The 14,790-nt window shown below is 42.6% G+C and carries 15 protein-coding genes; 13 read left to right on the top strand and 2 right to left on the bottom strand.

Annotated features, from left to right (window positions below):
• Positions 1-3: 3 nt before the first annotated feature.
• The 10 genes from nuoH to E0H87_RS08395 all read left to right on the top strand — a co-directional run bounded on the left by nuoH (position 4) and on the right by E0H87_RS08395 (position 9,404).
• Complete coding sequence (gene nuoH / locus E0H87_RS08440; RefSeq protein ID WP_116762492.1) at positions 4-1,020, top strand: NADH-quinone oxidoreductase subunit NuoH; 1,017 nt, start codon at positions 4-6, stop codon at positions 1,018-1,020.
• 18 nt (positions 1,021-1,038) lie between these two features.
• Positions 1,039-1,581 (top strand): NADH-quinone oxidoreductase subunit NuoI, encoded by a 543-nt coding sequence (gene nuoI / locus E0H87_RS08435; RefSeq protein ID WP_116762494.1) that lies wholly within the window; start codon positions 1,039-1,041, stop codon positions 1,579-1,581.
• The gene (nuoJ, locus tag E0H87_RS08430) at positions 1,581-2,099 is read left to right on the top strand and encodes an NADH-quinone oxidoreductase subunit J (protein ID WP_171458246.1); all 519 of its coding nucleotides are present in this window, start codon (positions 1,581-1,583) and stop codon (positions 2,097-2,099) included. The genes nuoI and nuoJ overlap by 1 nt, the downstream gene beginning before the upstream one ends.
• Complete coding sequence (gene nuoK, locus E0H87_RS08425) at positions 2,099-2,407, top strand: NADH-quinone oxidoreductase subunit NuoK (RefSeq protein WP_039621332.1); 309 nt, start codon at positions 2,099-2,101, stop codon at positions 2,405-2,407. Before nuoJ ends, nuoK begins: the two co-directional genes overlap by 1 nt.
• Positions 2,404-4,293 (top strand): NADH-quinone oxidoreductase subunit L, encoded by a 1,890-nt coding sequence (nuoL, locus tag E0H87_RS08420; protein WP_131323174.1) that lies wholly within the window; start codon positions 2,404-2,406, stop codon positions 4,291-4,293. Before nuoK ends, nuoL begins: the two co-directional genes overlap by 4 nt.
• Before the next feature lie 7 nt (positions 4,294-4,300).
• On the top strand, positions 4,301-5,908 hold the full coding sequence (gene nuoM, locus E0H87_RS08415) for an NADH-quinone oxidoreductase subunit M (RefSeq protein ID WP_171458363.1): 1,608 nt from the start codon (positions 4,301-4,303) through the stop codon (positions 5,906-5,908).
• Positions 5,909-5,911: 3 nt separating this feature from the next.
• Positions 5,912-7,405: an NADH-quinone oxidoreductase subunit NuoN gene (nuoN, locus tag E0H87_RS08410; protein ID WP_131323172.1), complete on the top strand. Its 1,494-nt coding sequence runs from the start codon at positions 5,912-5,914 to the stop codon at positions 7,403-7,405.
• Positions 7,406-7,528: 123 nt separating this feature from the next.
• Positions 7,529-8,164, top strand: a complete 636-nt coding sequence (upp, locus tag E0H87_RS08405; protein ID WP_131323171.1) for a uracil phosphoribosyltransferase — start codon at positions 7,529-7,531, stop codon at positions 8,162-8,164.
• An 84-nt stretch (positions 8,165-8,248) separates the two neighbouring features.
• Entirely contained in the window at positions 8,249-8,542 is a 294-nt protein-coding gene (locus tag E0H87_RS08400; protein ID WP_131323170.1) for a cold-shock protein, read from the top strand.
• A gap of 103 nt (positions 8,543-8,645) precedes the next feature.
• Positions 8,646-9,404, top strand: coding sequence for a cold shock domain-containing protein (locus E0H87_RS08395; protein ID WP_131323169.1), 759 nt, complete (start codon positions 8,646-8,648; stop codon positions 9,402-9,404).
• A gap of 53 nt (positions 9,405-9,457) precedes the next feature.
• Here the strand turns inward: E0H87_RS08395 and gigC are convergent, their stop codons facing one another.
• Complete coding sequence (gigC, locus tag E0H87_RS08390) at positions 9,458-10,336, bottom strand: LysR family transcriptional regulator GigC (protein ID WP_131323168.1); 879 nt, start codon at positions 10,334-10,336, stop codon at positions 9,458-9,460.
• Positions 10,337-10,421: 85 nt separating this feature from the next.
• Between gigC and E0H87_RS08385 the strand changes: the two genes are divergently transcribed.
• Positions 10,422-11,183 carry a ferredoxin--NADP reductase gene (locus E0H87_RS08385; RefSeq protein ID WP_131323167.1) on the top strand — a complete coding sequence of 254 codons (762 nt, stop codon included), beginning with the start codon at positions 10,422-10,424 and terminating at the stop codon, positions 11,181-11,183.
• An 80-nt stretch (positions 11,184-11,263) separates the two neighbouring features.
• Here the strand turns inward: E0H87_RS08385 and E0H87_RS08380 are convergent, their stop codons facing one another.
• Positions 11,264-11,686, bottom strand: coding sequence for a hypothetical protein (locus tag E0H87_RS08380; RefSeq protein WP_131262592.1), 423 nt, complete (start codon positions 11,684-11,686; stop codon positions 11,264-11,266).
• 248 nt (positions 11,687-11,934) lie between these two features.
• Between E0H87_RS08380 and eat the strand changes: the two genes are divergently transcribed.
• Both eat and E0H87_RS08370 read left to right on the top strand, forming a co-directional pair.
• Positions 11,935-13,380 (top strand): ethanolamine permease, encoded by a 1,446-nt coding sequence (gene eat, locus E0H87_RS08375; protein ID WP_131323166.1) that lies wholly within the window; start codon positions 11,935-11,937, stop codon positions 13,378-13,380.
• A gap of 12 nt (positions 13,381-13,392) precedes the next feature.
• Positions 13,393-14,778 carry an ethanolamine ammonia-lyase subunit EutB gene (locus E0H87_RS08370; protein ID WP_131323165.1) on the top strand — a complete coding sequence of 462 codons (1,386 nt, stop codon included), beginning with the start codon at positions 13,393-13,395 and terminating at the stop codon, positions 14,776-14,778.
• Positions 14,779-14,790 lie beyond the last annotated feature (12 nt).

Here is a 14,790-nt window from a genome sequence, read left to right as displayed (position 1 = left end):
TTCATGAATCAAGAAATTATACGTCAAACACCGCTCTGGGCAGAGAATTGGCCAATTGCGTACTCTGTTATTCAAGCCATTGTCATTTTATTGGTGGTGGTTTTGATTGCAGCACTGATGTCATTTGTCGAGCGCCGTTTGCTCGGCTTATGGCAAGACCGTTACGGTCCAAACCGTGTTGGTCCTGGCGGTATGTTCCAGATTGTTGCCGACATGTTGAAAATCATGTTTAAGGAAGACTGGACACCAAAGTTTGCGGATAAGTTAACGTTCCGTTTAGCACCAGCAGTTGCCATGGCAACTGCGGTACTGTCGTTCATGGTGATTCCTGTAAGCCCATATTTGGGTGTGGCAGACATGAGCATTGGCTTATTGTTCTTTATGGCAATGGCGGGTATTGCAGTCTATGCAGTGTTATTTGGTGGTTGGGCTTCAAACAACAAATATGCATTACTTGGCGGTCTACGTTCTGCTGCGCAAACCATTTCATATGAAGTGTTCTTGGGTATTTCACTTATGGGTGTGGTTGCGATTGCAGGCTCATTCAACATGCGTGAAATCGTAGAAGCACAAAAAGATGTATGGTTTGTGATTCCACAGTTCTTAGGTTTCTTAATTTTCGTGGTTGCGGGTGTTGCGGTAACGCATCGTCACCCATTTGACCAACCCGAAGCAGAACAAGAATTGGCGGAAGGTTACCACGTAGAATATGGCGGTATGAAATGGGGGATGTTCTTCGTTGCTGAATATGTCAACGTGGTTCTGATTTCTGCATTGATCGTAACGCTATTCTTCGGTGGTTGGTTAGCACCATTCAACCTTGAAATTCCGTTTATTCCACCCGTATTCTGGTTCATTATCAAAACAGCATTTTTTGTGATGATGTTTGTATTGGCACGTGGTTCATTAATGCGTCCACGTTATGACCAAGTAATGAACTTTGGTTGGAAAATTTGCTTGCCATTGGCATTGGTCAACTTACTTGTGACTGGTGCTGTGATTCTGATGAATCAGGCCTAAGACGGCAGGGAGAACAAAATGTTTAAGTTTCTAGCTGGAGTTGGGTCAATTGTACGTTCATTGTGGATGGTATTCAGCCACGTGACGCGTAAACGTGACACGATTTTATATCCAGAAGTACCAGCTGAAGAAATCGTACCACCACGTTTCCGTGGTCGTATTGTATTAACGCGCGATCCAGATGGTGAAGAGCGTTGTGTGGCATGTAACTTATGTGCTGTTGCATGCCCAGTTGGCTGTATTTCATTACAAAAAGCTGAAAAAGAAGATGGTCGTTGGTATCCAGAATTCTTCCGTATTAATTTCTCGCGTTGTATTTTCTGCGGGATGTGTGAAGAAGCGTGTCCAACTACAGCAATTCAGATGACACCTGATTTCGAATTAGGCGAGTACGTTCGTCAAGACCTAGTATATGAGAAAGAGAATTTACTCATTTCAGGTCCTGGTAAATATCCAGACTACAACTTCTACCGTGTTACAGGTATGGCTGTAACAGGTAAAGAAAAAGGTCAGGCGCAACGTGAAAGCGCACCTGTTGATGTACGGAGTCTATTACCATGATGTGGCCGTTTTATTTGATGGCACTCGTGGCCATCGTTTCTACGGTTCGTGTAGTTACTAACGCGAACCCTGTACATGCGTTACTTAGCTTGATCGTGTCTTTACTTGCTGTTGCAGGGATGTTCATGATTGTGGGTGCACCATTTGCGGGTGCACTGGAAATTATCGTTTATGCTGGCGCGATCATGGTGTTATTCGTGTTCGTGGTGATGATGCTGAATCTTGGTCAACATACGGTTGATCAAGAGCGCAAATGGTTAACGTCATCTGCTTGGGCATATCCAGCACTCATGAGCTTTCTAATGGGCTTGATTTTAGTTTGGATGTTAGGTTCAGACTACACCACAGCAGGTCCAGTAATGGGCACTGAAATTGTAGGTCCGAAAGCCGTTGGTCAAGCACTCTTTACTCACTACTTATTATTGGTAGAAGTTGCCGCGATGTTATTGCTAGCAGCCTTGGTTGCAGCATTCCACTTAGGTAAACGTGAGCCAAGTGCAGAAGAGGACAAACAATAATGGGCAACATCCCTTTAGAACATGGTTTGATCGTTGCGACCATTCTTTTTGCACTGGGTTTTTACGGTGTAATGGTGCGACGCAACCTATTATTTATGTTAATGAGCCTTGAAGTCATGATGAATGCTGCTGCGTTGGCATTCGTTTTGGCGGGTAGTGCTTGGGTGCAACCAGATGGACAAATTATGTTCATTCTGATTTTGACCCTTGCTGCGGCAGAGGCTTGTATCGGTCTTGCGATTGTCCTTCAGTTTTATCATCGCTTCCATCATTTGGATGTGGATGCTGCTAGTGAGATGCGCGGATGAGTTATTTATATTTAACAGTTTTATTTCCGCTAATCGGTTTTATTTTATTAGCGGCGGGGCGCCAGAATTTACCTGAGAAAGTTGCAGCGATTATTGGCGTTGGGGCTGTAGGTCTATCTGCTTTATTTGCCCTTATTGCGGGGATGGATTTCGTTAACAACGGTTCGGTGCCGCAAGTACAACACTTGTGGACATGGTTCAATGTTGGCGGTCTTGCACCAGGCATTAGCTTGCACCTTGATGGCTTGTCATTATTGATGATGGGTATGGTGACGGGTGTAGGTTTCCTCATTCATATCTTTGCTTCATGGTACATGCGTGGCGAAGAAGACTTTGCACGTTTCTTCTCTTATTTCAACCTGTTCGTTGCTAGTATGTTATTGCTGGTTCTTGGCGATAACTTGGCATTGTTATTCCTAGGTTGGGAAGGCGTTGGTCTTTGCTCGTACTTGCTGATTGGTTATTACTACCAAAACCCAGAAAACGGTTTTGCTGCAATCAAAGCATTTACCGTAACGCGTGTCGGTGATGTGTTCTTATTGATTGCATTGTTCTTAATCTACCAACAGTTCGGTACATTAAACATTGCAGAAGTGGTTGCTGCGGCACCAACGGTATTAACGCAAGGTTCATCTATGGCCATCTGGACAGCATTAATGTTGTTCTTGGGTGCTGCGGGTAAATCTGCACAGATTCCACTGCAAACATGGTTAGCAGATGCAATGGCTGGTCCTACACCAGTATCTGCATTGATCCATGCAGCGACAATGGTGACGGCGGGTGTTTACCTTTGCTGTCGTATGCACACTGTATTTGAAATGGCTCCGCAAGTGATGATGTTCATTTCGATTACAGGTGCTGTGACCTTATTGGTTGCTGGCTTTGCTGCATTGGTTCAAACCGATATCAAACGTATCTTGGCTTACTCAACTATGAGTCAGTTGGGCTATATGTTTATGGCAGTCGGTGCGGAAGCATACCAAGCGGGTCTGTTCCACATGTTGACTCACGCATTCTTCAAGGCATTATTATTCTTGTCTTCTGGTGCGGTGATCTTGGCTTACCACCACGAACAAAACATTTTCAAAATGGGAGGTTTGTTCTACAAGAATAAATTCCTATTTGCTTGCTTCGCCATTGGTGGCGGTGCATTGGCTGCAATTCCATTCATTACCGTTGGCTTCTTCTCGAAAGATGCAATCTTGGGTGCTGTATGGATGAAAGGTCAGGCAGTAGCGTTATATGACTGCTTGTACTGGACAGGTGTTGCAGGTGCTTTCTTGACTTCAATTTATACATTCCGCTTAATTTGGGTTGTATTCTTTGGAAAAGAAAATACGCCATATCATGCAATCAAAGGCGTGACTTACTGGGGGCCTTTGTCAATTTTAGCGGTTCTTTCAACTTTCGTGGGTGCGGCACTTAAAGCACCTGTAGAAAGCATTTTGAATGCTGCAAAAATTCCAGCAGTGATTATTCCAGAAGCGATGGAAGCGGGTGTACATGGCGCAGAACATATGGCTGTGGGTATCGCACTTGCTGGTCTTGTGATTGGTGTGATCTTATTTGCTTTTGCTTACGGTGCAGTGAAAAGTTTTGCGAAAACTTCACTGGGTGCAGGTTTGGCGAATATTTGCCGTAATGCATTAGGTTTCGATACCTTGTATGACTTAATCTTCGTAAAACCATATTTACTGATTGCTAAGATTTGTGGTCGTGATCCAATTGATGGTTTATGGCTCGTATTACCTGCAATTGTGAAAGCTGGTAACGGCTTTACAAGCTCTCGTCAAACAGGTTCATTGCGTGAATACGCTTCGAGCATGTCACTGGGCATTGTGGTTCTACTGATGATCTTAGTCGTGATTCAGGTCGTGGGGAAATAAGATGGAAATCACAAACAATTTGGTTTTGCCCGCGCTGATCCTCGTACCGTTCATTGCAGGTTTTTTATGTTGGGTGGTCGATAAAATCGACCAACAACTACCACGCTATATTGCGCTCGTAGGGATGCTCATTACTTTGGGCTTAACGGTCGCTTTATGGCAAACGGGTACTTACAGCTATGAATTGGGTGCAAAAGTCCCAACATGGTCTGCAGAGTTCTTCTTGCCGTGGATTCAAACCCTCGGCATCAATATTCACTTGGCAGTTGATGGCTTATCATTATTAATGGTGGGCTTAACTGCGCTGTTGGGTATTTTGGCAGTTGGTTGTTCTTGGGGTGAAATTCAAAAGAACGTAGGCTTCTTCCATTTGAACCTTTTATGGTCATTGGGCGGGGTTATCGGTGTATTCATTTCGATTGATATGTTCTTGTTCTTCTTCTTCTGGGAGATGATGCTTGTTCCAATCTACTTCTTGATTGCACTTTGGGGACACAGTGGTGCAGATGGTAAATCACGTGTTTACGCTGCAACTAAGTTCTTCATCTATACGCAAGTTGCTGGTTTAATTATGCTGATTGGTATCCTAGGCCTAGTGGTTTATGGATACATGATGACTGGCATGATTGGCTTCGACTACAACTACTTGTTAGGTGTGGCGAATACGCTTGATGCTCAGCTTCCAGCGGTGGCTTATGCCTTCATGTTGTGTTTGTTTGTTGGTTTCGCGGTTAAACTTCCAGTGTTTCCATTACACGGTTGGTTACCTGATGCACATGCGCAAGCACCTACAGCAGGTTCTGTAGACTTAGCCGGTATCTTGATTAAAACAGCGGCGTACGGTTTACTCCGTTTTGTAATTCCATTCTTCCCAGCGGCGTCTGCACAGTTTGCCGATATTGCAATCATCATGGGTTTAATTGGCATTTTCTATGGTGCTTGGTGTGCTTTCCAGCAAACCGACATGAAACGTCTGTTGGCTTATACCTCAATTTCACACATGGGCTTCATCTTACTTGCATTGTATGCAGGTAACATTTTGACCTTCCAAGGTCTGATGATCATGATGTTGGCGCATGGTTTATCTTCTGCTGCACTGTTCATTATGTGTGGTCAGGTTTATGAGCGCTTACATACACGTGACATGCGTTTAATGGGTGGTATTCGTGGTCAATTCCAATACCTTTCATTCTTCTTGATGTTCTTCGTGGCAGCGTTGGTGGGTATTCCAGGTTTAGGTAACTTCATTGGTGAGTTCTTAATCTTGATGGGTTCTTATGCGAAGTTCCCTGTATTCACAATTTTAGCTGCAATCAGCTTAGTATTCGCAGGTCTTTATGGTCTGATTTTGATTCACAAAGCTTTATTTGGTACGCCAAATGAAGAGCAGAAACAACATTACGCAAGTCCACTGAAAGATTTGAATGCACGTGAAGTTGGTATTTTGCTCATTTGTGCGTTTGGTCTGCTTTGGCTTGGTCTCTACCCACAATCCTTCCTTGATATTTCAAATTCAAGTATGGCGTGGTTAGCAAACAGCTATATTCCAGTTCAAGAAGTCGTTGACGTTGTGCATCAAGCATCTGTTCAACTCGAAAATGTGGAGATGCAATAAGCCATGAACTTCACAATGTCTTTTTCTGAGCTTATGCCATTAGCTCCTGTAATGATCGTGGCGTTGACCGCGGTCGTTGTGATGGTCCTCACTTCGATTAAACGTAACCATAATTTAATCGCAACAGCTTCTGTGGTTGGCTTAAACCTTGCTGCGGCAAATATTTTATTCAACATGTTTGGTGGGCAATTTGCACCATCAAACGTGATGGGTATGTTCATGGTGGATCCGTTCACCATGCTTTACCAATTGGTGATCTTAATTGCATCACTTGCATGTTGTACGTTGTCACATGCATATATTGAAAGCTATAAAGATAACCGTGAAGAACTGTATATCTTAATGCTGTGCTCGGTTGCGGGTGCAATGTTAATGGTGGCAAGCTCACACTATGCATCTTTCTTCATTAGCCTTGAGTTAATGTCGATTCCTGTTTACGGTATGTTGGCTTATACACATCAACGTGCAAACTCATTAGAAGCGGGTATTAAATACTTGGTTCTTTCAGCAACAGCTTCGGCAATGCTGCTGATGGGAATGGCGTATATTTATGCTTATACAGGTTCGTTGTCTTTCTACGAATCTTTCCAAGCATTAATGCAAAATATTCATCAACCAATGGTACTTCTTGGTTTAGCACTGATTATTTTTGCAGTGGGCTTTAAGCTTTCATTGGCACCATTCCACAAATGGACACCAGACGTTTATGCAGGGGCACCAGCTCCGATTGCAACCTTCCTTGCAACAGCAGCGAAAGTTGCGACGATTGGTCTATTTGTACGTTACTTGCTGACTTCAGGCGCAATTTTGGTTGAGTCTTTAGTGACGATTATTACCATCATTGCAGTGCTTTCAATCTTGGTGGGTAACTTCTTGGCGGTACGTCAAGTGAACCTGAAACGTATTCTGGGTTATTCATCGATTGCACACTTTGGTTACTTGTTGATTGGTTTAATCAGCATGACCTATGCAAGCCTTGGTAACGTATCAGTTTACGTCATTACTTATGTGTTAACGACCATTGGTGCATTTGGTGCTGTGGCATTAATGTCTAGCCCATACAACAACGTCGATGAAGCAGAAAGTCTGGCTGACTACCGTGGTTTATTCTGGCGCCGTCCAGTATTAACAGCGACTTTAACTGTGATGATGTTGTCTTTAGCGGGCATTCCGTTAACAGCGGGCTTCATTGGTAAGTTCTTGGTAGTGATGGCTGCTGTAACAACTCAACACTGGTTCTTGGCTGCAATGATTGTGGTTGGTTCAGGTATTGGTTTGTACTATTACCTCCGTGTAATGGTTGTGATGTATATGACTCCGCCAGAAACACCACGTATTGATGCTGTTGATCACTGGGGTCAAAAAGTGGGTGGTATCATGGTATTACTCGCAGCACTTGCAGTATTGGTGATTGGTATTTATCCAGATCCAATTATTAAACTGGCCTTACAAGCTGAGATTTTATCTCCATTGCATTTCATGTTAACGCGTCAATAATTGAAAAAATTATTGTGTTAATTAAAAAGCCTCCGCCAGTCGGGGGCTTTTTTTGTTATAAGATTTATAAAAAACATTTATAATAAGATGAATAATGTTTTTGATTTTTTTAGGTGTACTCCCGTGGCTATTCATGAAATTCGTCATCCTCTAATTCGACATAAACTGGGTTTATTGCGTCGTGCTGATATTAGTACAAAGAATTTCCGTGAATTGGCACAGGAAGTGACGATGTTGCTGACCTACGAAGCGACCAAAGACTTAGCTGTCGTTGATCATGAAGTAGATGGTTGGGCAGGTAAAGTCACGACACAACGTATTGCGGGTAAAAAAATTACTGTAGTGCCAATTCTACGTGCAGGGATTGGCATGTTGGATGGTTTCTTAAACCTGATTCCAAGTGCGAAAGTTTCAGTATTGGGCCTCGAGCGCGATGAAGAAACTTTAGAAGCGCGTACTTACTATAAAAAATTGGTTCCAGATGTACAAAACCGTATTGCCATGATCATTGATCCAATGCTGGCAACGGGTTCTTCATTAGTTGCGGCCATTGATGTATTAAAAGCTAGCGGTTGTAAAGACATTCGTGTCATGGTTTTGGTGGCGGCACCTGAAGGTATTAAAAAAGTGGAAACTGCACACCCAGATGTGACCATTTTCACCGCTTCTGTCGATGACGGCTTAAACGCGCAAGGCTATATCGTGCCAGGTCTAGGTGATGCGGGTGACAAAATTTTTGGCTCAGTGCAAAAAGATTAATAATGTTATGGCTCGAAAGGGGGGCTGTAACAGCCTCTTTTTTATATACTATATCCAGCATGTTGACAGAATAGGTGGAAATGAATGAAATCTGAATTTCAACAAGGGAAAATTACCCAATACAACGCAGATAAAGGCTATGGTTTTATTACGACGCCTGAGCAAGATATTTTCTTTCATATCTCTGATTTTCCGCTTGCAGATGGTGAGCCGAAACGCAATGAGCGTGTGAAATTTTTAGTCGTCGAGAATGGCAATAAATTCAAAGCAATTAAAATTGAACGTGTAGCAGACAATTCTGCCAAAGCGAAAAAGTCTAAAGTGTCGACACACAATAAATCGATTACATCCGCTTTATTGACAAACTTTAGACGTTGATCACGAACTGTTTGATTTATTTCATTTCAAATTGAAGAAAGAGACTTTAGGGTCTCTTTTTTATTAATTACAATAAAAAAAATAAAAAAGATCAGGGCGAATTATGTTTATTGAGGGGAAGATTAAAAACTACAATTCGGCACGTGGTTTTGGTTTTATTCGTGTCGCAGATGAATCGGAAGATATTTTTTTCCATATTAAAGATTTCCCAAGCTGGCACATTAAGCCAAATATGGGAGAACAACTGAAGTTTAGAGTTGTGGAAGAACAAGGAAAGTTTAAAGCCTCAGATATTGTACGTTTAGATCTAAAGCCAGAGGATGATTCACTCCTCATCGAGCAGCATAGCTTTGTATATCGAACGATACCGATTTCAGAGAAAATTATTCTACCCAAGAAATCTGTATCGCGCTTCAAATATATCGTTTTATTCATCCTGATCTTATTGGCTGGATTAGGTTTTGTGGCCTATCAAAAAGTTCAGGATTATCGTATTACTAAACAATTGAGAGCCGAGCAATTGATACAACAGCAAAAAAGAATTGTAGAACAACAGCGAGAAGCACAGGGTGATTTACCCGACCGAATTCTTTCAACGCAGGGCAGAAAAAATTTGGATAAAGTGGGTTATGCGGTTAATGTTCAGCAGGTGAGTACAGCATCATCCTTTGGCGTTACAACGACTCACGCTGCAAAGGTACAAAAGGATGAGCAACTGGCGCATTTTAAATGTGACGGACGGACCCACTGTAGTCAAATGCGATCTTATGATGAAGCTGTATTTTTCTTAAGAAATTGCCCAAATACACAAATGGATGGCAATCACGATGGTGAACCGTGTGAGAAGCAGTTTGGAAGATAAATTTTGGAATAAAAAATGCTCCATGTGAGGAGCATTTTTAACGATGAAGGTGATTAACCTTCGCAGAATTTCATAAAGGCTTTTAAACCGGGTCCTTGATACTTTTGGCGATGCACCAACATGAATAAAGGTCGTGAAAGTTGCCAGAATGGTGTTTTCAGAACCACCAAATGTCCTTTTTCTTGTAAAGGTTCAATCGCGAGTTTAGAAATACACGACATGCCTAAACCACCCGCAACAATTTTAAGAATCGCTTCGTTGTGTCCAAGGGTGAGACGAATATTGGCATCTGGTAAGTCTTGTAAGATCGCATTATCAAAGACTTCACGTGTACCTGAGCCTTCTTCACGTAGAATCCATTCTACATTGTCAAAGTCAGCAGGGCTGAGTTCACGATTTAAGCGTGCTAAAGGGTGGTTAGGTGCACAGCACACTGCCAGTTCATCATCACGCCAATGGATACATTGGAGCTGTGGTAAATGACAAGAACCTTCAATCAAAGCAAGATCTAATTGGAATTGATTCACTGCTTCAATCATTTGGCGCGTATTTCCAACCTGAAGTTGTAAATGCGCTTGCGGTTGAATTTGTAAAAAATTAGCCATCAGGTCAGGCATTAAGTAGTCGCTAATGGTTAAGGTTGCCCCTAAACGCAAATCGATACTTTGTAATTCGCCTTTAGCGGCTTGTTCAAAGGCTTCGCAGCGCCCTAAAATTTCAAGCGCTTGTGGCAATAGAAAACGACCTAAATCATTCAATTGCAGACGTTTGCCTAAACGGTCAAATAGCGGAGCCCCTAAACCATCTTCTAGATCTGCCAGTGCCATACTTGCAGCACTTTGAGTCAACTTCACCGCGTCGCTGGCTTTGGTCACGGTGCCTTCTTGAGCGACTGCTACAAAAACAGCCAATTGGCGTAAAGTCATGCGCATGAATGTAGCCTTAACATTTAAAAAATATTAATAAATTATGCTGTCATGCTAACATGAGCACAGTCTTTGATGCCACGTCGAAATCATGTCAATTGAAAAATTTAGCGTAGAAAAGGTTTTATCTGTACAGCGTTGGACCAATACTTTATTTAGTTTCACCATGACACGTCCTGCACATTTTAAGTTTACCGCAGGTCAATTTGCCCGCATTGGCTTAAAAGTCGGGGATGAATTGGTGGTTCGTGCTTATTCAATTGTGTCCTCACCGTTTGACGAAACCTTAGAATTTTTTTCAATTGTAGTGCCAGATGGAGCATTTACATCCAACTTGCAGCATTTACAAGTGGGCAATGAACTGTATTTAGAAAAAATCCCTTACGGATTTTTAACCCTTACCCGTTACCAATTGCCCTTACCTCAGGATTTATGGTTATTGGCGACAGGCACAGGCTTGGCACCTTTTGTTTCCATGCTGCAAGACTTCGAAACGTGGAGCAAATATCAAAAAATTCATTTGGTCTACAGTGTTCGTACTGCTTCCGAATTGGCTTATGTCGAACGTATTCAAGAGATTGCAGAAACTTTCGGAGAAGGCCATACAGGTTTTAAATTTGTGCCGATTGTGACCCGTGATCCGCAAGCCGTGTTGCATGATCGTTTGCCGATATTGATCGAGAATGGTGCATTGGAACGGGCTGTTGGCTGCGAACTGAATCCTGTGACCAGTCATGTAATGTTGTGCGGTAATCCACAAATGGTAGAAGATACTAAAGAGGCGTTGAAAGCTCGTGGTTTAACCATGAACCGCCGTGGTGAAGGCAATATTGCAGTTGAAAATTATTGGTAAAATCATGCTATTCGATCATGAGTCGATTGAATGAGAAATAAAAAATCCTCCATTTGGGAGGATTTTTTTGTCACTACAATTTAGTGCACGAACATATCCATAAAATCACGAATTTCATAAATGGCACTGTCTAAATCTGTACTGAGCCAAATGGGTTCAAACAGACCTGCATAATATTCCAGACGGTCTTGTGGAACCACTAATCGCACAGGACAATCCTCTTCCAGTAAGCGCCAAGGCAGAATTGGAACTTCATTGTCCAAGAATGCGGCAATATTGCGAATATCAACAACCATGGCATTCACACATTCTGGAAAGGGCATGACTGAAAACTCTTCAGTGCGACGACGAAAATATTCTAAATCGCCCCATTTCAGCACATAGCTAGGTTTGGTAAATTCAATAATACCAATCAGATGCTGATCACGTGTGTAGTGTAGTGAACATTGATGTGTGACGTCGGTGTCAAGATCAAGTGTGACACTTTGTTGACTATACGCCATAAAGATTAGGAGCATTTAAAATGAGGTGGATAATTATACTCTAGTTTCGTGGTATTGAGGCAGATTGGTTACATATTCTTTGAGGCTGGCGTTGCGGTAACCTTGTCTATTATACCGCTAAAAATGGCTCTATTCTTGAGCGAAATAAGCTGCTGTTTTTATAAATGAATACAAAATTTTTGAACTAAAAGTCAAAATTGGTATGGCTTATGCATCTGTGTTTAGCATCAAGCGAGGGCGAGGTGCCTATGTCAAATGTTAAAAGTGTAGTTGCAGAAGGCAATTCAGAACATCATTCCAATACAGAATATTTTGCTCAACGCAAACTTAAACAAGGCGCTGTTGGATGGCTATTGCTTATAGGGCTAGGCGTTGCCTACGTTATTTCTGGTGACTTTGCAGGCTGGAACTTTGGCTTGGCGCAAGGCGGATGGGGCGGGATGTTTATTGCCACCATTATTGTCGCGATTATGTATTTATGTATGTGCTTAGCCATGTCGGAAATGTCGACTATGTTACCGACAGCGGGAGGCGGTTATAGTTTTGCTCGTACAGCTTTTGGACCTTTGGGTGGCTATTTAACAGGAACCGCAATCCTGATTGAATACGCGATTGCACCTGCAGCAATTGCGGTATTTATTGGCGCTTACTGTGAGTCCTTATTTGGGATAGGCGGCTGGTTCGTTTATTTACTTTGCTATTTGTTTTTTATGGGCATTCACCTTAAAGGTGCAGGAGAAGCCTTAAAAATTATTTTCGTTATTACCGCCGTGGCTGCCGTAGCATTACTGGTCTTTATTGTGGCGATGGTGCCACATTTTGACAGTCAGAATTTACTCAATATTCCTGTCAAAACCGATGCGGCTGGAGCAAGTGCATTTTTGCCTTTGGGCTATTTAGGCATCTGGGCGGCTGTGCCTTATGCCATTTGGTTCTTTTTGGCGGTAGAAGGTGTACCTTTGGCGGCAGAAGAAGCCAAAGAACCACATAAATCTTTACCGCGTGGTTTGATTGGTTCAATGCTGATTTTAGCGGTGTTTGCCTTAGCCATTTTATTTTTGGGTGCGGGTGCCGCAGGAGCAGATACCTTAAAAGAGTCAGGTGCGCCATTGGTAGATGCTTTAAAAGTGGTCTATGGCGAAAATACTTGGTTAGCAGGTTTTGTTAATTTTGTCGGATTGGCAGGTTTAGTTGCCAGTTTCTTCTCGATTATTTATGCCTATTCACGCCAAATTTTTGCTCTGTCTCGCGCAGGTTATTTACCCAATAAACTTTCATTAACAAATAAAAACCATGCACCCCATTTAGCCATCATTATTCCTGGAGTGATTGGGTTTATGCTGTCTTTATCTGGTGAAGGCGATTTGCTGATTTTGATGGCAGTCTTTGGTGCCACCATTTCTTATGTGTTAATGATGATGGCATACATCAAATTAAAAATTGCAAAACCGAATATGCCACGTCCTTATAAAGCACCTGGTGGAATTGTCACCGCTTCGATTGCCTTAGTTTTAGCTGCTATAGCGACGGTTGCAGGTTTTGTGGTGGATCCGAAAGTGTGGTTTATGGCAGCCGCAATTTATGCTGTATTTATTCTTTATTTCTTATTGTATAGCCGTCATCATTTGGTCGCAGGCACCCCAGAAGAAGAATTTGCCAATATTCAGGCAGCAGAACAAGAACTTAATACATAAGGAGTGTGAGCCGTGATTTATCGGATAGATGTTGCTCATCAACATTATGTTTTTTCAGATTTAAAAACGCTGATGGCAAAGGCTACGCCTGAGCGTTCAGGAGATCAGCTTGCGGGTATTGCAGCACAGAATGCAACAGAGCGTGTGGCGGCACAAATGTGTTTGGCAGATGTACCTTTAAAACAGTTTTTGAATGAAGCACTGATTCCGTATGAACAGGACGAAGTGACCCGTCTGATTTTAGATGAACATGATGCCGATGCATTCTATCCAATTTCGCATTTTACAGTAGGTGACTTGCGTAATTGGTTACTGAGTGCCGATGCTACTACGGAAAAATTGACTGCACTACAAGCTGGGTTAACGCCAGAAATGGTGGCTGCCGTGAGCAAGATTATGCGTAATCAGGATTTAATTCTGGTGGCAAAAAAATGCCGTGTGATTACCCAGTTTCGCAACACTATTGGCTTAGAAGGGCATTTGTCGACACGCTTACAACCCAATCATCCCACCGATGATGTTTTAGGGATTTCTGCCAGTATTTTGGATGGTCTGATGTATGGTAATGGGGATGCGGTGATTGGGATTAATCCTGCGACTGATAACCTGCAAAACCTGTCAGAATTATTAAAGCTGCTAGATTACATTATTCACGAATACGAGATTCCAACCCAATCTTGCGTACTGACGCATGTAAGTTCAGGTATTCAACTGGCCAATAAAAATGTGCCAATTGATTTGATGTTTCAGTCGATTGCAGGAACAGAGCAAGCCAATAGCGCCTTTGGGATTAATTTAGCGTTACTCCAAGAAGGCTATGACGCGGCATTGAGCTTGAAGCGGGGAACTGTAGGGCAAAATGTCATGTACTTTGAAACGGGTCAGGGCAGTGCGCTTTCAAGTCAAACCCATCATGGGGTAGATCAACAAACTATTGAAGCCAGAGCCTATGCAGTGGCGCGCAAGTACAAGCCATTTTTAGTGAATACTGTGGTGGGGTTTATCGGCCCTGAATATTTATATAACGGTAAACAGATTATTCGTGCGGGCTTGGAAGATCACTTCTGTGGAAAATTGCTGGGCGTCCCGATGGGCTGCGATATTTGCTATACCAACCATGCCGATGCAGATCAGGATGACATGGATATCTTGCTCACTTTATTAGCCAATGCAGGCATTAATTTTATTATGGGCATTCCAGGTTCGGATGATGTGATGTTGAACTATCAAACCACATCGTTCCATGATGCTTTATACATTCGTCAGCTTTTAGGACTTGCGCCAGCACCTGAATTTGCCAATTGGTTGGAGCAGCAGGGTATTTTAAAACAGCAGTGTTCAAAGCTGGAATGGCCACAGCACATGCCAGAAAAGTTCTCACGTTTGCTGATGTCATAGTTCGGGGAGATA

It is taken from the genome of Acinetobacter sp. ANC 4178 (assembly GCF_004331175.1).
In the GTDB taxonomy this organism is placed as follows: Bacteria; Pseudomonadota; Gammaproteobacteria; order Pseudomonadales; family Moraxellaceae; genus Acinetobacter.
Note: the sequence above shows the minus strand (reverse complement) of the source record. Positions and strands in the feature narration are given on the sequence as shown.

Bases quoted from the DNA above. Each gene is read 5' to 3' on its own strand.
- nuoJ (WP_171458246.1), top strand. From the start codon at position 1,581: ATGTGGCCGTTTTATTTGATGGCACTCGTGGCCATCGTTTCTACGGTT.
- nuoN (WP_131323172.1), top strand. From the start codon at position 5,912: ATGAACTTCACAATGTCTTTTTCTGAGCTTATGCCATTAGCTCCTGTA.
- eat (WP_131323166.1), top strand. From the start codon at position 11,935: ATGTCAAATGTTAAAAGTGTAGTTGCAGAAGGCAATTCAGAACATCAT.
- E0H87_RS08400 (WP_131323170.1), top strand. From the start codon at position 8,249: ATGAAATCTGAATTTCAACAAGGGAAAATTACCCAATACAACGCAGAT.
- nuoK (WP_039621332.1), top strand. From the start codon at position 2,099: ATGGGCAACATCCCTTTAGAACATGGTTTGATCGTTGCGACCATTCTT.
- E0H87_RS08385 (WP_131323167.1), top strand. From the start codon at position 10,422: ATGTCAATTGAAAAATTTAGCGTAGAAAAGGTTTTATCTGTACAGCGT.
- E0H87_RS08380 (WP_131262592.1), bottom strand. From the start codon at position 11,686: ATGGCGTATAGTCAACAAAGTGTCACACTTGATCTTGACACCGACGTC.
- nuoL (WP_131323174.1), top strand. From the start codon at position 2,404: ATGAGTTATTTATATTTAACAGTTTTATTTCCGCTAATCGGTTTTATT.
- nuoH (WP_116762492.1), top strand. From the start codon at position 4: ATGAATCAAGAAATTATACGTCAAACACCGCTCTGGGCAGAGAATTGG.
- gigC (WP_131323168.1), bottom strand. From the start codon at position 10,336: ATGCGCATGACTTTACGCCAATTGGCTGTTTTTGTAGCAGTCGCTCAA.
- nuoI (WP_116762494.1), top strand. From the start codon at position 1,039: ATGTTTAAGTTTCTAGCTGGAGTTGGGTCAATTGTACGTTCATTGTGG.
- E0H87_RS08395 (WP_131323169.1), top strand. From the start codon at position 8,646: ATGTTTATTGAGGGGAAGATTAAAAACTACAATTCGGCACGTGGTTTT.